The organism is Mobilitalea sibirica (genome assembly GCF_015999265.1).
GTDB classification, from domain to species: Bacteria; Bacillota; Clostridia; order Lachnospirales; family Lachnospiraceae; genus Mobilitalea; species Mobilitalea sibirica.
On the sequence record NZ_JAEAGR010000002.1, the window covers coordinates 272353 to 293442 of the forward strand.

Consider the following 21090-nt stretch of genomic DNA (forward strand, 5'->3'; position numbering starts at 1 on the left):
TGACTTTACGGTGGTGGAGGCTTTCCCTCTGCCACCTTTTTCTTTTAGGAATGGAGGCATGTTATGAAGAACTTGGAAATTGATATTGAAACATACTCATCTGTTAATTTGCAAAAGAGCGGAGTTTACCGTTATGTAGAGGCAGATGACTTTGAAATATTACTGTTTGGATATTCTGTCGATGGCGGAGAGGTTATGGTGGTTGACCTCGTGAGTGGAGAAAAGATACCGAAGAAGATACTCGATGCCTTAACCGATGAAAATATAACCAAATGGGCATTCAATGCTCAGTTTGAGCGTGTCTGCCTTTCCCGTTATCTTGGTTATCCCTTTGGATATTATTTAAATCCTTCATCATGGAAATGTTCAATGGTATGGTCGGCATATATGGGACTTCCCCTTTCCTTGGAAGGTGTGGGTGCCGTTCTTGGCCTTGAAAAGCAAAAGCTGACCGAAGGTAAAGACCTTATAAGATACTTCTGTGTTCCGTGTGCTCCTACCAAATCCAATGGTGGAAGAACTCGTAATATGCCAAGCGATGATGAAGAGAAATGGCAGAGGTTTAAGGCTTACAACAAGCGTGATGTTGAAACAGAAATACAGATACAGCAAAGGCTTATAAAGTTTCCTGTGCCAGAAGACATATGGGATGAATACCATCTCGACCAGGAAATTAATGACTGTGGCATAAAGGTAGATATGGAATTTGTAAAACAGGCTATTGCTGTGGATGAGGTTTCTCACCAAAAACTGATGTCAGCAATACAGCAAATGACAGAACTTGATAACCCTAATTCAGTACAGCAGATGAAAGGCTGGCTTTCTGAAAATGGTCTTGAAACAGAAACGCTCGGTAAAAAGGCTGTGGCGGAGCTATTGAAGGATGCACCGGAGCATTTGGCTGAAGTACTTAAGCTCCGTCAGCAGCTTGCAAAATCGTCTGTGAAAAAATATACGGCAATGGAAAATGCTATTTGTGCAGATTCTCGTGCCAGAGGTATGTTCCAATTTTATGGCGCAAACAGAACCGGCCGCTTTGCAGGTCGGCTTGTGCAATTACAGAACCTACCTCAAAATCATATGCCGGATTTAAAAGAGGCACGAGGTATAGTAAAAAGTGGTGATTATGAAACTCTTGAAATGCTCTATGACGATATACCGGACACCCTCTCACAGCTTATCCGCACAGCTTTTGTGCCAAAGGACGGCAATAAGTTTATTGTTGCAGACTTTTCTGCAATTGAGGCTCGTGTGCTTTCATGGCTTGCAGGTGAAGAATGGAGAACTGAAGTATTCACAAGCGGCGGTGATATTTATTGTGCATCTGCATCTCAGATGTTTAAAGTTCCTGTTGAAAAGCATGGTGTGAATGGTCATCTAAGGCAAAAAGGAAAAATAGCAGAATTAGCACTTGGATATGGCGGATCAGTCGGTGCATTAAAGGCTATGGGTGCATTGGAGATGGGACTTGCAGAGGAAGAATTGAAACCCCTTGTAAATGCCTGGAGAACATCCAATCCAAACATCGTAAAGTTCTGGTGGGATGTTGACTCTGTTGTTAAGAAATGCATCAAGGAAAATAAGTCACAGAAAACTGATAATATTGAGTTTCATTGCATGAGTGGAATGTTATTCATAGTTCTTCCTTCTGGCAGACAACTTGCCTATGTAAAACCTCGTATCGGTGAAAATATCTTCGGTGGTGAGTCTGTGACTTATGAAGGTGTAGGTGGAACGAAGAAATGGGAAAGAATCGAAAGTTATGGACCCAAATTTGTAGAGAATATTGTTCAAGCAATCTCCCGTGATATTTTGATGTACGCCATGAAAACACTCCGAACTTGTAGCATAGTGGCTCATGTGCATGATGAAGTAATTATTGAGGCAGACCCTCGAATGTCACTTGACGCAGTGTGTGAACAGATGGGCAGAGTCCCTCCCTGGGCAAAGGGGCTGCTCCTTAATGCCGATGGTTATGAATGCGATTTTTATAAAAAAGATTAGTTAAAACATCAGATTTCACCTCCCGCCGTGGCTACCAGGTAGGAGGTGTTTTTTTATGAATGTTATTGAAGTGAAAGATGGCTGCCCTATCAAGGGTGAGATTGAACAGATGACAGATGAGCAATTACAAAATGAATATGACTTTTATATAGCAGAGAGCATTGTCGCTATGCTGCATAGAGAAGGCAAAATTACAGATGATGAAATCCACAAAATATCAGCATTAAACCGTCAGAAGTTCTCTCCAAAGTTAGCTGGAATTATGCCATAAAACCCTTGATATTAGTGGCCTTTTGAGTGATATATGTAATGACAAAAAGTGAGGTGAGACGATGAAAAAGATAACAAGAATAAATGAATTGGAGAGACCGCTATTATCTAAAACGAAGCTTCGAGTTGCAGCCTATGCTAGAGTTTCAACGGATAGTGATGAACAGCTTGTAAGTCTTAAAGCACAGCGAGAGCACTATGAAACTTATATTAAATCCAACTCAGAATGGGAGTTTGCAGGTCTCTATTATGACGAAGGTATATCAGGAACCAAAAAGGAAAAACGACCAGAACTTCTTCGCATGATACGTGATTGTGAGAACGGGAAGATAGACTTTATTGTTACTAAATCAATTAGTCGATTTGCCCGTAACACAATGGACTGTCTAGAATTGGTAAGAAGTTTGATGGATATCGGTGTTTATATTTATTTTGAGAAAGAAAATTTAAACACAGGTGACATGGAGAGCGAACTAATGCTTTCTATCCTCTCTGGTTTTGCAGAAGAAGAGTCTGCTTCAATATCACAAAATACCTCATGGTCAATCAATAAGAAATTTCAAAATGGTAGTTACATTATTGGCAGTCCTCCTTATGGTTATGCCAATGTAAATGGTGAGATGGTTATTGTTCCAGAGGAAGCTGAAGTAATAAAACGCATTTTTGCAGAATGCCTTTCAGGTAAAGGTGGAAGTATCATAGCAAAAGGTCTAAACAGGGATAAGATTCCTGCAAGAAGAGGCAACCATTGGAGTCCGGGTACGGTGATTGAAATGCTCCGGAACGAAAAATACAAAGGTGATGTCCTTTTCCAGAAGACATATACGGACAGCAACTTCAACCGTCATATTAACAATGGCGAGAAGGATCAGTTTTACTGTAAGAATCACCACGAACCTATTATCAGTAGAGAAGTATTTTCTAAAGCTCAAAAGCTGATAGCAGAAAGAGCAAAGAATCGTAATAAATCCATTGCTAAGAATACTTATCAAAACAGATATGTATTGAGTGGAAGAATAATCTGTGGGGAGTGCGGTTCCAAGTTTAGGAGAAAAACAAATTACTCTGTTGGCAGAAGTTATGTAGCCTGGAGTTGCATAGGACACATTGAAGACAAAAACAGTTGCTCCATGTTATTTTTACGTGATGGAGAGATAAAAGCAACATTCGCAACGATGATGAATAAGCTCGCATTTAGCAGAAAGATAATACTGGAGCCACTTTACGAAGCAATAAACAAAATTGACGAAGAATGCGACCTTGAAAGAATTGATGCCATAGATAAGCGCATGGAACAATTAAACGAAGAACGCAATACTCTTATTGGTCTTATGACAAAAGGGTTTCTCGAACCAGCACTTTTTAACAAGGAACGAAATGTCCTGGATATAGAGATAAAAAATCTTACTGCTGAGAAGACGAACTTAGTAATGTCATTTACCAATGGCACTTCACAGTCAGACGAGGTAAAGGCTCTTCTTGATTATTTGTCAGTAGAAAAGTTTGATGGTAATTATACGGATGAAGCGTTTGAAACGTTTGTTGAAAATATAATTGTAGATTCAAGGGATGAACTGATATTTAAAATGAAATGCGGTTTTTCCCTTAAAGAAAAGGTGGTGAGATAAATGGCCTATGTACCATACGGATATACAATTACGGATGGAGTTGTTACTGTCGATGAAAAGGCAGCAGGTCAAGTAAAGGAGTTCTTTGAAAAATACATATCAGGACTTTCCCTTACAGTGGCTGGCGAACAGGCAGGTATTGAAAAGACTCATTCAGTAATGGGACGTATCTTGAAAAATGTCCTTTATCTCGGAGATGATGTATATCCAGCAATCATAGATAAGGAGACATTTGATAAGGCGGAGGAAGTTAGAAATAAACGTGCAAAAGACTTAGGAAGAATTGTGGAACTCGCAGCTTTTACCTCTCCCCCTCCTATGGAACGATTCAAGATGGGAAAAGTAGGAGGAAAACTTCCAGCGGAGCCTATCGCACGAGCAGAGTACTTATATAATCTGATAGAAAGCGAGTGATAAAGTGACTGAAAAAAGTATAACTGTAATTCCAGCACGAAAAAGATTTGGAAACACAGTTGCAAAAGAAAAAATAAAGAAACTGCGTGTCGCTGCCTATTGCCGTGTTTCTACAGAAACAGAAGAGCAGAATTCAAGCTATGAGGTGCAGGTAGCTCATTACACAGAGTTTATAAAGAAAAATAATGAATGGGAGTTTGCAGGTATATTTGCAGACGATGGCATTTCTGGTACTAACACTAAAAAACGAGAAGAGTTCAACCGAATGATAGACGAGTGCATGGAGGGCAAAATAGATTTGGTTATTACCAAGTCCATTAGTCGATTTGCTCGTAATACTCTAGATTGCCTAAAATACATTAGACAGCTCAAGGGAAAGAACATAGCAGTATTTTTTGAGAAAGAGAACATCAATACAATGGATGCTAAGGGTGAAGTATTGCTTACCATCATGGCATCCCTTGCACAGCAAGAAAGTCAGAGCCTTTCACAAAACGTTAAACTCGGACTTCAGTACCGATACCAACAAGGCAAAGTGCAGGTCAACCACAAGCGTTTTATGGGTTACACAAAAGATGAAGATGGCAACTTGATAATAGTTCCTGAAGAGGCTAAAATCATTAAGCGAATTTATAGAGAATACCTTGAGGGCAAGAGCCTGGCGGGTATTGGCAGGGATCTTGAAAAGGATGGGATTTTAACAGCTGCCGGAAAACCAAAATGGAGACCAGAAACCATAAAGAAGATTCTTAATAACGAGAAATACATCGGTGATGCACTTTTGCAGAAGACTACTACAGTTGATTTTCTTACAAAGAAAAGGGTCAAGAATGAAGGGCATCTACCGCAGTATTATGTTGAAAATAGCCATGAGGCTATCATTCCAAAAGAACTCTTTTTACAAGCACAGGAAGAACTTTATCGCCGGAATAACATTTACACAGGCACAGACAAGAATAAAAGAATTTACAGCAGTAAATACGCTTTGAGTACCATAACCTTCTGTGGTGATTGCGGTGATATTTATAGACGAACATATTGGAATGTTCACAGTAGAAAAGAAATTGTTTGGCGATGCGTAACAAGAATCGAGCAAGGCCCCGAAGTATGTAAGAGCCGAACAGTAAAGGAAGGCGATTTATATGATGCTGTTATGACTGCCATTAATAGATTACTTGCTGGCGGTGATAACATGATAAAAACACTGGAAGAAAACATCCATGCGGTAATCGGTGACACCACAGAGTATCAAATTTCAGAGATTAACATCTTGCTTGAAGAAAAGCAGAAAGAATTAATTAGCCTTGCGAATAAAGGGATAGACTATGAACCTCTTGCAGATGAGATTGATAACCTGCGTGAAAAACGTCAGACCCTTCTCGTGGAGGATGCATCATTAAGTGGTGAAAATGAGAGGATCAACGAGCTGATAGAATTTATCCACAACAATAAATACCGTACCCAAAGATATGATGGTGCACTTGTAAGAAAGTTAATACAGAATGTTACTGTTTACGATGACCACTTTGTAATATGCTTTAAATCTGGCATCGAAGTTGAAGTATGAAAAAAGGAACTTAGATGGCCCATGACTCAGGAGTAGAGTTGTGGGCTTTTCTTTTGGTTTATAATTGTGGCAATATTAAAAAAACTATTGTTATTATCAACCAAATGGTTTATAATGTAATTTAGTGTAAATTGGAGGTGCTGTATGACTACGGCAGATATGATAAAGCAACTATGTGAACAAATGAATATAAGCGTTGCGGAACTTGCTAGACGTATTGGTCAGACTCCGCAGAATTTCAATAAGAAATTAAAACGTGAAACGGTAACCTTGGATGAATTGAAAGCCATAGCTGATGTTCTGGATATTAAATTTGAGCAGACTTTCATTCTGCCCGATGGTAATGAAATAAAGACAGGAAATGAGTAAAGGAGGCGGCCTAACATGATGATTAGCCCGGAAGGATACTATGAAGAGCATCTTAAAGGAAAAAATAAAGAACAGATTATGACCGTTATACGTGGGCTTAAGCAAGAAATAGGTCGTCTTAAAAATGCAATGGAAAGCCCCGACTATGGCGTAAAACCTATTATGCATCCGAGTGAAGATACGCGCCTTCACTGGACTCGTGAATATTTGGAAAGAGCCAAGCAAGCCTTTGCTGAAGCTGGTGGAACTTATACCTTATCAAAGTCAGAAGAAAAGGTTGCTGACTTTGATGCAAATATGGATGCCATCTGCAAGATTACCTTTAGCATTGGCGGTTTCTTTGGTGGCTACCGTAGCTATGTTGTAGAGCTATCAGATAGATTGAAAGCCTATACAAAATTATGGGAGGATGAAGAACCACTCTCATTGTTGGATGGTGATAACGAGGAGCCATTTACAAAGGACACTTTTATAGCCGCACTTAGAGATCTTCGCATCGGTGAATGGCTCAGACGATATTCAACTAAGCGTTTTGGATACACAGTGTGTGATGGTACACAGTGGGAGTTGGAATTTGAATATAGCAATGGCCATAAACCGGTAAGATTTGATGGCGATAACTCATACCCGTATAACTTCGATAAGTTGCAGATGTTATTTGGTATTGATGAAACTGAGGAGGACGAGGATGAGTAGATTTGATATTTTGGTGAAATACATTCCCATGATCCAGGCAGATAGTATTGGCGAATGGGTTATTGATAAAGAAAACGATGGAACACCGGAACATCCGATACAGATGCCTTTTGTAGATTATTCCGAAATGGTACATAACTTTATCGATGATGTTTATACCTTTGAAGAAAGCAATAAAGATATGGAGCTTACCCGTTATGGAGATATTCTCAAAGATATCGGCCTTGACTGGGATACGGAATCTATGAAGAATGCTGACGTTTCAAATTTGAATGCACAGTGTTTGCTTGCGCTTATAATGGGTGCTGTTAGAGCCGAGCGTTTTTGCGATGGTAAGTTATTAGATTTCTTCAAAAGTGGCTGCATATTGAAGTGGCTTGAAAGATTAAAAAGTTTTGAATAAAGGGGGTTTGACTTTGGATATTAACAAAATGAAAGCTCTACCGTATGATGAGCTGCGTGCTTTATATATGAACTTCCTACATAGCCAAAACATTTCAAAAGCAACAATCAATACTGCTTATGCGGACACCTTCTACCTTTGGAGGAAAGGAAACAAAGATCTGTTCTGGAATGCGGTGAACGCTACTGATTTTGAGACTGAAGCAAAGAATGCATTGATAAAAGTTCTTTCTGAGAACTCGAACGGTAATGTCAATTCACTTTTTAGTGGTTACTTGTCTCATCTAAGAAGGTTCCGTTTGTTTCTATCGTCGGATGAAACCATAGCTCCGGTTGAATATAAACAAAAAACCACAGTAAAAGTAAAGCCAACACATATGAGCCGTGAAATAATAATTAACAAAATGTATGTTGGAGCATATTTGTCAGAGGGCGATAATATAGGACATGAAATTATTAATCTCTATAAGGCAGATGATGGGAAAAACTATATTTATCTCAATTCACAAGGAACAATAGAATTATCTCATGGAGAAAATAGAATAACTATTCTGTTGGTACGAAAATTTGCCTCGAAAACATATAAAGTACTGGCCAAAGCGGAGGGTGTTACGATTCTTGATTTTGCAGATAGCAAACTTCCACGAGAAGAGAGATATAGAGGACAAGTTGCATTAGGACTGACCTATGGCGGAATAAGTCTTGTAGATTTATTTAATGAAAACTTGTATCACGGCAGTCTTCAAGAAGAAAAGAATGCTTATACTACCTTTGTTGCAGATAAGGTTATCAAGCCCAAAAATCAGATATATATTACAGACGATGCATCTGTAAGTGGGGACAACACTTTTTTCATCCATACTAATAAAGGATTTGGCAAACAAACATTAAGGGAATTCTACAACGAAAATGAAAAGCCGGATTCTTTCGCTGATTTGAATCAGATAATTGAGAACAGAGAGTTATGGGAAGAGGCTAATACGACACAAGCAATTTCTGAATTGCCGGAACTTCAAAAAGATCCATATTTCAATTTCCTAAAAATAATCAGGCAGGAAGACAATGAACTCGCTTTTTCAAATATGTTTGCTTATTTTTTCGATATAAATAGAGAAGCTTTTTCTCGTTTTGCAAGAGAGGTTCTACATATCGAGGTACAAACAGATTTTACTATTGAGAGAGAAAAGAGAAACATTGACCTACTTATTTCTGACAAAAATAATGCCGTTGTAATAGAAAATAAAATCAAATCGAGCATCAACGGTATTGATGACCGACATGATATTTACAGCGGCCAAGTACAGTCACAGCTAAAAAAATACTATCAATTTGTTACATCTGATGATGAATATCGTAAGAAAACTCCGAGCTGTTTTATTTTTTCACCGAATTACAATCGCATTGACCTAAGTAAGTTTTCGTGCGGTGAAAAATATACTATTGTTTATTACAGAGAAATCTATAATTTCTTTGTTGAAAAAAGAAGCCTGTATGATGGGGTGCCTTACTTTGATGATTTTATTAATGCAATGTATAAGCACACTAAGGACTACGATAATGAGTTAGAGGAAGAAATGCAAAGAAGATTTCAAAATACTATTTACAAAGCAAAAATGCGTTAAGGATATGGAGTTAACTTAAGGAGGGAATGAATATGGATTTGGGTTCATTGGAAGACCGTCGAACTAGAGGCAATGAAATAAAACTTGTAACTGCTGCTTTTTGTATGAAGCAAAAGTTAAGGACGAAGAAATCCTGGGAGTATTGATGAAGGTATGTGATGCAGATAGAGAGGAAGCAACTAATGCTTTTCGTAATGAAAAACGACACTTGCAAATCGGCAGGAAAAGTTATATAATTAATATAATTTTTGGTGGAGAAATAAACGACTTACCTCACCGTGCTTTGTAGTGTATCCGCTCCAACGAAGACCATTATATAGCAGGATCAGGGGACGAGGTTGTTTCATCCTATTTGTATTGTAGCATTGTTGCGAGAAAGAGGTTAAAATGAAAAAATTTAGAATGACAATCATGTGCAGAGATATTGAAGCATCGAAGAAGTTTTATCAGGATTTCGTTGGGTTGAAACCATTCAGAGAATTTACGGCCGGCGAAGAGACTCTGGGAGGGGCATCACTCTGTTTCATGGAAGATGAGAGTGGTGAGATTGAAGTGGAACTTGTATGCGCATCCAGAGGTGACAAGTGCACATCAAAAGGTTTGGTAGCCTGTTTCTTCACAGATGAAGAAGGCATCGTTGCGAAACAGCAGCTGGCACTCGACATGGGATACAATGCTACAGAGATCAGGAAACCCGACGAGAACAGCACATATTTCTACGTATATGACCCAGACATGATATCAATTGAATTCAGAGTCAGGTAACAGCAGGCCAGGTCTTCATTAGATAATCAAAGTTTTTTGGAGTTTGCCGAAGTTTGTTGAGGTCTGAAATTGGGGTCTGACTTTGGGGTCAGTCGAAATAGAAGTAGCAGAGGCAGAATTTGATATTCTGTCTCTGCTTAATTGTAGCAAATTTTTAACAATCTTCTTCATCAAGATAGATTATTGGATATTCTTTTGCTCACACTGGGATTTGTAAATGCACGTACATTGTTCCAACAAGTCATCGAGGGATACCTAGATGCTGCTGTAGGTATTGAAGAATACTAAAAAAGCATAGATTTTTTATATAATCGTATTACACAGTTTGGATATACCTGTGTTAAGCCATAGGGTGCATTTTATCTTTTTCCGAAGGCTTTTATTAATGATGATGTCAAATTTGTAAAACTTGATTTAAAATATAACCTTCTTTTAGTGCCGAGCAGTGGATATGGGTTCCTGTGTTATTTTCGTATTTATTACTGTGTCGGCTTTAAAACCATTCAAAATTCGTTGCCAGCCTTTGAAAAATTAGCTGGCGATTTTAAGAGGTGATATTGTGCATTTACCGATTTATCTATTACCTGTGGCAGGACTTGTCATAGGGCTTTTAATTTCTTTAATGGGTGGAGGTGGAGGAATATTTTATGTTGGAATGCTGACAGGATTGTTTGCTGTTTCAATGGATCAGGCTGTGTCTGTATCTCTTGCAACAATTATCCCGACAACCCTGGCTGCTTCAATAAGTCACTACAGGGCAGGAAATGTAAAACCCAAAACAGGATTTCTACTTGTGGCAGGCGGAATTGTCGGAGTAGTCGCCGGTTCCTATCTTGTCACAATTATTCCTATAAAAGTTCTTAAAATAATATTTGGGATTTTTCTTCTAATCATGGGAAGCGGAATGGTGATTTCAAGAAAGAAAAAGCAAGTCAAAGAAGAAATATCAGAAAATAGACAACTCGAAGAACCTAATGCTAATGAAAGTAAGCCTATTTCAAAGCTCCTTATATTAAAAGGTTTGGTATTTGGGTTACTTGGCGGGCTAATGTCAGGTATGCTCGGTGCAAGCGGCACGCCTCCAATCCTTGCAGGACTGTACAGCATGGGGCTTTCCTCTTTGGAGGTAGTTGGTACATCAGTTATGGTGCTATTTTTTATAGCTATTACAGGAGTGGTAACCCATAGTGCATTTGGAACTCTGAATTGGCTACTGGTGATTCTGCTTGCAACCGGCACTATAACCGGTGCAATCCTCGGGCCTTTACTTGGTAAACGGATAAACAAAAAAGCTTTGGAAAAATTCTATGGTCCGTTTTTTATTGTATTTATTATATTAATGGCAATTTCAATGTTCTTCTAATATTTTTCACACCGGTAGGGAACGAATAACCTGACAATAGTATGTCAAGTTATTCATTAAATTTGCCAGCAGAAAAAATGTTTGTAGACTTAAAGAGATATTGGAAATATGAGTAAAGGAAAAATGCCAAAATGAGCAAAAGAAGGTGCATGAAGCTTTAGAAAACTAAGGCTGATTTATTTTTCAATGTTAGGTGTGATTAAGAAATAAAAGTTTTTTAATCTACTTATATAAAAAATCACGTAAGGGAGGTGTCTATATGCCATTTATTCAATTTGACGGTGGTCAGATGTCAAAAGAGAAAAAGGCTGAATTAGTAGCTAAATTAACTGAAACAGCACAAGAAGTTTTGGGAATACCTTCACAGGCTTTTTCCGTACTTATAAGAGAAAACAGTATGGATAATATAGGTCAAGGTGGAAAGCTTTTGTCAGAACTTCACAAGTAGAGTTTAAAAAGTACCTGCTTTTATTCAGGTACTTTTTAGTAAGCGTACATAGAATAAATACACATAGAACATAAGAAAAACACCTTTCTGCTATCTTCAATAAATGGAAAGAGCTTGTTAGAAATGAATTGAAACGTTGAAAATATAAAGGCGGTCAGCAAAACCCATTGATATATTCCCTCTTACCGATAATTACAAAAATTACCATGGATGTGTTTCCGAGAACTGACAGGTCGAAAGACATTAAATAATCTACTATACGTTTGATTAACTGAAAATGTATTAGTGATTGATTTGTTCCCCCATACGACGGTTTCTCAAAAATTAGCATAAATACGATTGATATGTTCCCTAAAACGACCCTTGATAAAAAACAAAATGAACATAAATAAGAAAAATAAAAAGTAATTGATAAAATAAAAAACTAAAGCACATGGGTAAATAACCCAATGTGCTTTAGTTTGCATTATTCAACATCAATCGTAATACTATTGTTTGGCTTTTCTTCTTTAGGAATTACAATTTTAAGTAAGCCATTTTCAAGTTTTGCTTTAATGCCATCTGACTTGGCATCTTCCAAATAAATTGAACGACTCATAGAACTATAACGTCTCTCTCTATGGATGAAATTCTTTTTCTTTGATTCATTACGTTCATCCATTGTAATAGAAATCATAAGCTTTCCATCGTTAAGTTCAACATTGATGTCTTTTTTGTCTATACCTGGCACTTCAGCCTCAACAAAGTATTCGTTGCCGTTATCTTCGACATCAACTTTGAAAGTGTCATGAGTGAGGGATCTTCTAAAAGGCCAGTCGTTGGAAAAAAAGTCATCAAGTACGTTGTAGAAGTCCTCAAAGCCAGTGTTTGTAGAGATTTCTTTGTTTTTTCTGTTAAAAGGTACTAATCCAGCCATAAATAACAACTCCTTTTCAATTTATTTTTGTTAGCACTCCGGCTTGTTGAGTGCTAATTATTATATAACATAAAACTCTTTATATGTCAATATTTTTTGAAAAATATTTCTAAATTTGCATTAAGAAACTTTGTGAAATGGATATGTTCCCTCCTTCCTTCCGACATCGCAAAAATGCTATGGATATATTCTTACAAACGAAAAGCAATACTGGATATGTTTCCAAATACGAGTGTGGATATCTTCCCGACAACAACAGGGGGTTGAAAACGCAGTTATGATAGCTATCCCCTCATCTCAAAACATGTTGAGACGGTAGTTTTGTTATCCCACAAAGATGCGGGCTTATTTTAGTAATCTATTTTATAATAATTGAATTATTATGGTAATTATGATATTATTGAATTAAATACAATATAAATACTAAAATTATTAGTAGTAGTTATTGGAGGTGTTTTTATGAAAGATATATTGAGGAAGAGAGAGTTACTCAGATTACTCTGTGCAAAGTCTGTAGTTATGACTTTAGGCGACGTTTTGCACAGAGGTTAATTTATTTGTCGCTTTAATAAAATATTCATAGGAATACAGGCTTTGCTTTCTTAGTTTATAAACAAATTAAGGAGCTGAGCTTATGAAGTATGTAAGAGTTGATACAATTCTACCAGAGAGATTAATAAAAGAAATTCAAAGTTATATTCAAGGAGAATATATATACATACCTTGTTCTCCTGAGACGAAGAAAAGATGGGGAGAAAAATCAAAAAATCGAGAAAAGATACAAAAGAGAAATGCAGAGATACACAAAAAATATTGGGATGGTCATTCAATTAGTAGTCTCGCAAAAGATTTTTTTCTTTCTGAAAGTAGTATTAAAAAAATTATTTATAAAAAACAATAAAAATTATATATTAAAGCTACTACTTTTTATTAAGTAGTAGCTTTTTTTATAAAGAACAATATAGAATTAAATATTATCTTGTTTATTGGTAAAAGCATCTTATAAAATAATATTGTCTGGACAATTAGAAATTTTATCTAAGATTTAACATTTAAGTGTAAGGAGAGAATGAAGTATGAAAATAAAATTAAGAAACTATGAAAATAATGATCGTTTTGGTACTGATTATCAAAACATATATGACTTTCTAAGAAGAATCAATCAAAATCAATATGATACACCTAATTTTTTATGGGCAAGATGGTCTTGGATGATCAGTAGACCAGTGGATAATGAAAATCTTAAAAATAAAATAGGAATATGGGAAGATGAAGGAAAAATCGTTGCATTGGTAACATTTGAACTGACCTTCGGAGAGGTTTTTATTTGTGTTGATCATAATTATGATTTCTTAAAAGAGGATATACTCAATTATGCAAAAGAATATCTTTCAAATGAAGGGAAATTAAAAGTTATTATATCTGATAGTGACAGACAACTTCAAGAATTAGCGTTAAATAGTGGTTTTAGGCCGACACAGTATAAGCAATATGTCTCAGTATTAGATATAAATGATAAACTAAAATACAATTTACCTAGCGGGTTTAAAGTTGTGAGTATGGCCGATAGTTGGGATTATTACAAATATAATAGAGTAATGTGGCGGGGGTCTAATCATGAAGGAGAACCTAGTCAAGAAGATGAGGATATTCAATGGAGAAAGACTATGTTAAGTAGCCCTCATATAAATCCTAAATTAATAATAGCAATCGCTGCGCCAGATGGTAACTATGCATCTCATTGTGGGTTGTGGTATATACCAGGAGATAAATATGCATACGTTGAGCCAGTAGCCACAGACCCTGAATATCGAAAAATGGGACTTGGTAAGGCTGCTGTTTATGAATCTATTTTAAGAGCAAAGGAATTAGGAGCAAAAGAGGCAATTGTTATTTCATCTCAGCAATTCTACTATAATTTGGGGTTTAAACCATTTAAAACAGAAACATGGTGGGAATAATAACATATAAGACGACAAGAATCATCTAACTCATGTTGAGGATTCACTGTTTAAAGCAATTTTAAGTGAAGATGTAGGTGTGTATAGAAGAGATTAAAGGTGGAATTCCTTACTTTCCTGGGATAGGGAGTAAGGAATTTTCTACGTTATTAATCCATCCGCTTATATGTTAATTGAAAATTCCTGCATCTTTTCTGTAATATAATTATGAATAACATTATGCATACATTTGCATAGGTAAACGAATTACAGGACTATTGGTTGGATAAGAGGTGTCCGCAGGTTTGATAAGAGGATTGAACAAATACGAAAAGTGTCATATATATTATATAGGAATATGAAGCTGAACCAGATAATTATGGGATGATGATATATTCGTAGCTGATTCTAATGAGCTACTCTAGGGTAAAATTAGTAGAAAATCTTGGATTCAAATGATATTGGAGCTAAAGATTGAATGATTGATAAGGGTGGTGAATTGAGATAATGGAAGTGGAAAGGACTTTGTTTAGAAAATATGTAGTTCATTCGCTAAACGACCTTAAGTCAAGGTGTAATTATTTGTTCTCTCATTGCTTAAATGTAAGTAATATTACAGTTTCAATTGGGAAAAGATTGGATAATGGTCAAGTGGAATTAAATGCTTTAGAGTTAGCTGGAATATTGCATGATATAGGTAAAACTCGAATATGTTCAGAAATTTTGAACAAAACAGGGGAGTTGACCTCTGACGAATGGCAGACTATAAAAAGACACCCAGAGATTGGATATGTGATGCTTGTAAATATAGAAGGAATGTCTAAGATTGCTGAGGGAATTCTTTTCCATCATGAGCAATATGATGGAAGTGGATATCCTTTAGGACTTAAGGGGGGACAAATTCCTTTGTTTTCTAGAATTATAGCAGTTGCTGATGCTTATGATGCGATGACAGCAAATAGGCCTTATAGAAAGAAGATGACGTCAAAAGCTGCTATTGAGGAACTAATCAGGTGTTCGGGTAGACAATTTGACCCTGAAATTGTAAAAGTTTTTTTACAGGCTTATAATAATCATGAAATCATGTATACAATGTAGGAGGAATGGATATGCGAAGTATAACAAAAAGAGTATTGAATGATAATCAAATACGGCAATTAGTGGCTGCAGGGTTTGGAGAACAAATTGAAGTGCGAGAGGTTAAGGAATTAACAGATGGCTATTTCAATAATAGCTACCTGATTGAGTTTTCAAATAGAAGGAAAGTTGTATTAAAAGTAGCGCCCAAAGATGATGTCCAAGTGTTAACGTACGAAAAGAATTTAATGAGTATCGAAGTGGTTGTACTAGATAAGCTTTCAAAAGTGGGAATTCCAGTGCCTGATATACTGTTCCATGATAATTCCAGATTAATTATAGATGGAGAATACTTTTTCATGTCTTATCTGCCCGGTGTACCAATGAATAAGGTAAAGGAGAAGATAACTAAGAGTCAACTTGACATGATTAGCAGTACACTGGGACAATATGCCAGAAAGATCGGAAAAATTGATAGCAATTATTTCGGAGTTATTGGCAATGATAGAAGACAATTTCAAAGTTGGTACAGTTGTTTCAAAAAGATGATCATGGACTTGATGGATGATGCAAATCGTATTCATATGGCTTTACCGATTAAAAAAAATGAAGCTATGTCTATGATAGACAAGTATAAAGAGGTGTTAGATATGATAAAGACACCGACCTTGGTTCATAAAGACTTATGGGAAGGAAATATATTTCTTGATGAAAACAGCTATGAAATTACAGGAGTGATTGACTGCGAAAGAGCAATTTATGCGGAACCCTTGATGGAAGCTGTCTGTGGATTTTTAGATGATAATGAAAAGTTTATGATTTCCTTCTATGGGAGAAGTAATCTTGATAAAAATGAAAGGATTCGGGTTAAATTATATAAACTTTATTTGTTTTTGTTATTGGTGGTTGAGTGTCCGTATCGCCAATATGAGGATAAAGGTATCGAAAAATGGGCACGTGATATGCTACAAAATGTTGTGTTGGAATTGATTTATAAAGATCAAAACAAATTATGAGTAGCCAGAGAAGTAAAGTAAATATCGAATTGGATTCAGAACCGATTCGTAAACTAATAGTTAAACTTTCTTTACCATCTATGATTGGCATTATCAGTTATAACCTGTATAATATAATTGATACTATTTATGTGTCGAAGCTGATAGGAGTTGACGCCGCAGGAGGCTTAGCAGTATCATTTCCATTATTTGTTTTATTGTCTGCTGTTAGTACAACATTGGGCTCAGGAGCATCATCATTAATATCCAGAGCTATCGGGAATAAAGATTATCAAAAGGCAAATATCATTGCGGCCAACACATTTGTTGTATTTTGGTTGTTTGCATTACTTATGACAGTTACTGGCCTGTTATTCTTAAAGCCAATGCTTTTTTTGATGGGTGTAACAGAGCATACATTATCCTATGCTATGGACTACTGCAGGATTATATTAATCGGAGCTGTGACAAGTACAGGATTTTCCAGTCTAATGAGGGCTGAAGGAGCAAGTAGATATGCGATGTACCAGTGGGTTATACCGATTTTGGTTAATATCATTTTAGATCCGATCTTTATATTCGGGTTTAAGCTAGGTATAACAGGAGCCGCACTTGCCACCATAATATCGCAATGTGCTTCAGTCATGATGTTTGTATATTTTTATTTTATTAGTAAGAAATCGTTGTTATCCATTCGAATGAAACATTTTCATCCTAATTTTGTTAAAATTAAAGAAATTCTTATCATTGGTTTTCCTTCATTAATACAGATGTCGAGTTATGCGATCTCAGTGATTATCATTAATCATATTCTGGGTAATAACGGAGATACAATCAGCATTGGTACTTATGGTATATCTAATAAAATTTTTGGCTTTTTTTTGATTCCAATACACGGCTTGGTTCAAGGTATACAACCAATAATCGGATATAATTATGGGGCAGGTAAGTATGAAAGGGCAAAAACAACTCTTATGACATCGATTTATTATGTTGGTGTTTATGGAATTATTATTGCTGTTTTATTTATGCTCTTATCAAACCAATTGATGAAGCTGTTTTCCGATCAGAATGAAGTAATAGAATTAGGAAGCTTTATTCTTAAAATTATAGGAGTTGGTATAGCGTTTTTCGGAATGTATACCATTCAATCGATCTACTTTACTGCAATAGGAAAAGCTAAGATAGCCCTGTTTTTTGCTGTGTGTCACAATTTACTGTGTTTTGTGCCGATGGTAATAATTCTAAATCAATATATGGGTTCATTCGGTGTGTGGATATCATTTCCGGCATCAAATATACTGACATGGATAATTACAACGGTTATAATGTTGCATAGTCGATATAGAGCATAATTATCAAGAATATTTTGAAGAAGGTGAGCCAGTGAAATCAACCAGTTTGATGGATTTAGTCAACAAGCAGGAAGAAATTAATCAGAAGAGAGCCATTAATAATTTTATAGAGATGCTTGATGAGGAGTTTGTTCTTGGTAAAGTGTTTTTAAAGTACCTGGAATTTTTAGAACGTGAAAAAGGGGAAGATTATCAAGATTGGGTGTTTTACGAGCTACTGCAAAACGATGGTCCGCCAACCAAAAAGCTTAAGGAATTTGATATTAGTAGACAAATGAAAGGTCAAGGGATGTATCTGCATAAGCATACATATATTGAAGTTGATTATGTGCTGAAGGGATATTGTGAATATCATATTGCAAATGACAATCAATTGATTGTTCGTTTGGAAGAAAAACAATTGTGTATTGTGAATCAATCAATTGTCCATGGTATCGATATACCGGATGAAGACAGTATTGTAATTAAATGCATGATTCCTTTTCGATATTTGGATATCCGCGAATTTTCTGATTTTGATGATGAAAATCCTGTTATTCTATTGTTGAAACAGTCACTGGATGAGGCAATGGTGAAACCTGGATACATCATTTATAGTATTAAGGAATTTCAGCTTTTTGAAGATATCATCTATGATTTATTTTTTGAATTTATTGAACGAGAGGGTGGTTGGAGACAGAAAATTAAGAATCGTATATCGGATCTTTTTCTTATGTTGTTACGAGATCAACCGTTAAAATCCTACGATTTCGAAAGTATTCATAAGGATGAATTAAATATTACTAAGGTACTGGAATATATTCGCTGTCATTATCAGGACGTCACATTGCAGTCGTTATCGCGAGACTTACACTTTCATCAGAATTATATTAGTCGTAAGATTAAAGATACGATATCGATGAGTTTTCAGGAATTTTTATTGGATGTACGTATGAAAGAAGCTGAACGTTTGCTAAGCGAAACAGAAATGACTGTAAAGGATATATCGAACCAATTAGGCTATAAGAAACCTAGTTTTTTATATAAGTATTTTAAAGCAAAACATGGGATAACACCTAAAAAGTTCCGTGAATATAAAAAGTGTTTCTGAAATCCGTTCCTGGGAGATATGGGCGTTAGCCTTTAATTAAATAGCGAGACTTGCTAAACAAAAACTACATATATCGTGTTTTTTTTACAGGTTTTAATATTGTGTTTGGCTATATTTGACTTGACAGGTCGAATATGAATAATGTATCATTATTCCGATAATTCATATAGAAATACTATGATTGGAGGGAATATGATATGACGTTAGAAGAAAAGTATCAGCAACTAAAAAGCTATATAAAGAATCTTGAGAGTTTAGCTATTGCATATTCTGGAGGCGTAGACAGTACTTTTTTATTAAAAGTAGCCTACGATGTGTTGGGGGAAAAAGTAATTGCTGTAACGGCTACTTCCTCCACCTATCCTAAAAGAGAATTTGAGGAAGCAAAAAGATGGATTGAAGATATAGGTGCAAAGCATATCATAATCGAATCTGAAGAGTTGGATATAGATGGCTTCTCGGAAAATCCAACGAACCGTTGCTATTACTGTAAAAAAGAGTTGTTCGAAAAGGTGAAAGAAGTTGCTGAAAATAATGGTATTGTATTTGTGGCAGATGGTTCCAATTATGATGATTTAGGTGATTTTCGCCCAGGAATGCAAGCTGCAGCTGAACTTAAGGTCGTTTCGCCATTAAAGGAAGTTAAGATGACCAAAGAAGATATTCGTATCATTTCCAAGGATTTGCAATTACCCACTTGGAGCAAACCGGCGTTTGCTTGTTTGTCATCTCGTTTTCCTTATGGACATAAAATTACGAAAGAAAAACTATCCATGGTTGAACAAGCAGAAGATTATCTATATCAATTGGGATTTAGACAGTTACGGGTAAGACACCATGAAGACACCGCTAGAATTGAGCTGGGCAATGATGAATTTGATCGTTTTATCAATAAGAATTTAATGAGGCAAGTAGGAAGTGAACTAAAGAGACTTGGCTTTACCTATGTGACTTTAGATTTAAATGGTTATAGAACAGGAAGTATGAATGAAGTTTTAAAGAATGGTGATCTTTAATTTACGAGAAGGGTATACTTATTGCATTATATTAGATGTAATCAAGGTGAGTAAGAAAAAGAAGGGGATGTATCTAAAATAGTTAAACTGGGAATGTTTTTTCCAAATTTAACTATTTTGATACATCCCCCGTTCTTTGGCTTAGGGAATATTAAAAATTCTATTTTTAACTGGATTTTTATGATTAAAGACAATGGGAACGCCTTCACCTTTAAGCCAATCTCCTTTTGATGCATATATATGTAGATGGGGTGTTGAACTATGTCCTGAATTACCTATTTTAGCAATCGGCTGACCTGCTTTAACGTAATCTCCAATACTAACCAGATGACTATCTTTTTTAGTATGCCATAATACAATAAAAACATCTTCTTGTTTGATAACAATACCATTGCCGAAATTATTGAATCGCTTTTTATCATCCGGAAGTTCGTCATTATATCGATCAATAGCGTATGTAACAATTCCATCGCAAGGGCTATATAAAATTTCATCAAATATATGATAGGCAGACAGTTCCTCTGGCATAATGATGCCTTTTCGTATTTCTAATTTATTAGAATCAAAACCCAAGTTGTTGATTTTTCTTATATCAACCGCATATTGCATTGAACCAGAAAAGTTAAATTTATTGTTAGCGGAATCATTATAATGAGAATTTACAAGAAAACTTCTCTTACCATCGCCGCCTTCATTGACGATATATTTACCATTCTTGAATGGAAAGGCTAGATTTATAGGTTCTGTTTCATAAGAATAAGCTCTAATAATTGAGATAGATAAGAAAATTAGGAAAGATAGTAGTAAGCTTGAAAAGGAATATAAAATGATGTTTTTTATGTCCTTTTTTATAAATGTAAGTTGCTTTGTCCGTTTGAGTGATAGGAATACGCCTATGAAATAGAAGGCTAATATAATAAAAAATGTATAGTATCCAATGGATATATGAAAGCTTGCACTATATCTAACGATTAATAAATAGAAACCGGTAATAGCGACTTTTAATAGCCAACTCATTTTCGACGATGAGTTTCTTATAATCCATATAATTAGAACAATAGGAATTATTAAGTATTGAATAAATAAAGGAATATGCCCGATTAATTTTAGCAACCATGAAATCATGTTGTACCTCCCTGACTAATTAGGAAAC

At 35.8% G+C, this 21090-nt stretch carries 22 protein-coding genes; 20 read left to right on the top strand and 2 right to left on the bottom strand.

Features of this window, described 5'->3' with window-relative positions; translation table 11 throughout:
- The first annotated feature begins 63 nt into the window (after nt 1-63).
- The 13 genes from I5677_RS03150 to dmpI all read left to right on the top strand — a co-directional run bounded on the left by I5677_RS03150 (nt 64) and on the right by dmpI (nt 11548).
- Entirely contained in the window at nt 64-2004 is a 1941-nt protein-coding gene (locus I5677_RS03150) for a DNA polymerase (RefSeq protein ID WP_197660109.1), read from the top strand.
- 55 nt (nt 2005-2059) lie between these two features.
- Complete coding sequence (locus tag I5677_RS03155; protein ID WP_197660110.1) at nt 2060-2275, top strand: SHOCT domain-containing protein; 216 nt, start codon at nt 2060-2062, stop codon at nt 2273-2275.
- Between the two features lie 61 nt (nt 2276-2336).
- The gene (locus tag I5677_RS03160) at nt 2337-3902 is read left to right on the top strand and encodes a recombinase family protein (protein ID WP_197660111.1); all 1566 of its coding nucleotides are present in this window, start codon (nt 2337-2339) and stop codon (nt 3900-3902) included.
- On the top strand, nt 3903-4316 hold the full coding sequence (locus tag I5677_RS03165) for a recombinase (RefSeq protein ID WP_197660112.1): 414 nt from the start codon (nt 3903-3905) through the stop codon (nt 4314-4316).
- A 4-nt stretch (nt 4317-4320) separates the two neighbouring features.
- The gene (locus I5677_RS03170) at nt 4321-5883 is read left to right on the top strand and encodes a recombinase family protein (protein WP_197660113.1); all 1563 of its coding nucleotides are present in this window, start codon (nt 4321-4323) and stop codon (nt 5881-5883) included.
- A 144-nt stretch (nt 5884-6027) separates the two neighbouring features.
- Nucleotides 6028-6252 (top strand): helix-turn-helix domain-containing protein, encoded by a 225-nt coding sequence (locus tag I5677_RS03175; protein ID WP_197660114.1) that lies wholly within the window; start codon nt 6028-6030, stop codon nt 6250-6252.
- Nucleotides 6253-6267: 15 nt separating this feature from the next.
- Nucleotides 6268-6948: a hypothetical protein gene (locus I5677_RS03180; RefSeq protein ID WP_197660115.1), complete on the top strand. Its 681-nt coding sequence runs from the start codon at nt 6268-6270 to the stop codon at nt 6946-6948.
- Nucleotides 6941-7351 (top strand): DUF6508 domain-containing protein, encoded by a 411-nt coding sequence (locus I5677_RS03185; RefSeq protein WP_197660116.1) that lies wholly within the window; start codon nt 6941-6943, stop codon nt 7349-7351. Before I5677_RS03180 ends, I5677_RS03185 begins: the two co-directional genes overlap by 8 nt.
- A gap of 13 nt (nt 7352-7364) precedes the next feature.
- A complete protein-coding gene (locus I5677_RS03190; RefSeq protein ID WP_243456477.1) occupies nt 7365-8972 on the top strand; it encodes a PD-(D/E)XK nuclease family protein in 1608 nt (535 codons plus the stop codon).
- Nucleotides 8973-9117: 145 nt separating this feature from the next.
- Nucleotides 9118-9261, top strand: coding sequence for a hypothetical protein (locus tag I5677_RS03195; protein ID WP_197660117.1), 144 nt, complete (start codon nt 9118-9120; stop codon nt 9259-9261).
- Between the two features lie 98 nt (nt 9262-9359).
- Nucleotides 9360-9737 (top strand): VOC family protein, encoded by a 378-nt coding sequence (locus I5677_RS03200; protein WP_087678965.1) that lies wholly within the window; start codon nt 9360-9362, stop codon nt 9735-9737.
- Nucleotides 9738-10296: 559 nt separating this feature from the next.
- A complete protein-coding gene (locus I5677_RS03205) occupies nt 10297-11100 on the top strand; it encodes a sulfite exporter TauE/SafE family protein (protein ID WP_197660118.1) in 804 nt (267 codons plus the stop codon).
- A 259-nt stretch (nt 11101-11359) separates the two neighbouring features.
- Complete coding sequence (dmpI, locus tag I5677_RS03210) at nt 11360-11548, top strand: 4-oxalocrotonate tautomerase DmpI (RefSeq protein WP_197660119.1); 189 nt, start codon at nt 11360-11362, stop codon at nt 11546-11548.
- A gap of 466 nt (nt 11549-12014) precedes the next feature.
- Here dmpI and I5677_RS03215 read toward each other — a convergent pair whose 3' ends face one another.
- Nucleotides 12015-12464, bottom strand: a complete 450-nt coding sequence (locus I5677_RS03215; RefSeq protein WP_197660120.1) for an Hsp20/alpha crystallin family protein — start codon at nt 12462-12464, stop codon at nt 12015-12017.
- A 634-nt stretch (nt 12465-13098) separates the two neighbouring features.
- Between I5677_RS03215 and I5677_RS03220 the strand changes: the two genes are divergently transcribed.
- The 7 genes from I5677_RS03220 to larE all read left to right on the top strand — a co-directional run bounded on the left by I5677_RS03220 (nt 13099) and on the right by larE (nt 19937).
- The gene (locus tag I5677_RS03220; protein WP_197660121.1) at nt 13099-13365 is read left to right on the top strand and encodes a CD3324 family protein; all 267 of its coding nucleotides are present in this window, start codon (nt 13099-13101) and stop codon (nt 13363-13365) included.
- 175 nt (nt 13366-13540) lie between these two features.
- The gene (locus I5677_RS03225) at nt 13541-14425 is read left to right on the top strand and encodes a GNAT family N-acetyltransferase (RefSeq protein WP_197660122.1); all 885 of its coding nucleotides are present in this window, start codon (nt 13541-13543) and stop codon (nt 14423-14425) included.
- Between the two features lie 486 nt (nt 14426-14911).
- The gene (locus tag I5677_RS03230) at nt 14912-15502 is read left to right on the top strand and encodes an HD-GYP domain-containing protein (protein ID WP_197660123.1); all 591 of its coding nucleotides are present in this window, start codon (nt 14912-14914) and stop codon (nt 15500-15502) included.
- An 11-nt stretch (nt 15503-15513) separates the two neighbouring features.
- Nucleotides 15514-16497 (top strand): phosphotransferase family protein, encoded by a 984-nt coding sequence (locus tag I5677_RS03235; RefSeq protein ID WP_197660124.1) that lies wholly within the window; start codon nt 15514-15516, stop codon nt 16495-16497.
- Complete coding sequence (locus I5677_RS03240) at nt 16494-17831, top strand: MATE family efflux transporter (protein ID WP_197660125.1); 1338 nt, start codon at nt 16494-16496, stop codon at nt 17829-17831. Before I5677_RS03235 ends, I5677_RS03240 begins: the two co-directional genes overlap by 4 nt.
- 31 nt (nt 17832-17862) lie before the next feature.
- Nucleotides 17863-18921, top strand: coding sequence for an AraC family transcriptional regulator (locus tag I5677_RS17405; RefSeq protein WP_197660126.1), 1059 nt, complete (start codon nt 17863-17865; stop codon nt 18919-18921).
- Nucleotides 18922-19118: 197 nt separating this feature from the next.
- Nucleotides 19119-19937, top strand: coding sequence for an ATP-dependent sacrificial sulfur transferase LarE (gene larE, locus I5677_RS03250; RefSeq protein ID WP_197660127.1), 819 nt, complete (start codon nt 19119-19121; stop codon nt 19935-19937).
- 141 nt (nt 19938-20078) lie between these two features.
- On the opposite strand, the gene I5677_RS03255 is transcribed toward larE, so the two are convergent.
- The gene (locus tag I5677_RS03255; protein WP_197660128.1) at nt 20079-21062 is read right to left on the bottom strand and encodes a M23 family metallopeptidase; all 984 of its coding nucleotides are present in this window, start codon (nt 21060-21062) and stop codon (nt 20079-20081) included.
- Nucleotides 21063-21090 lie beyond the last annotated feature (28 nt).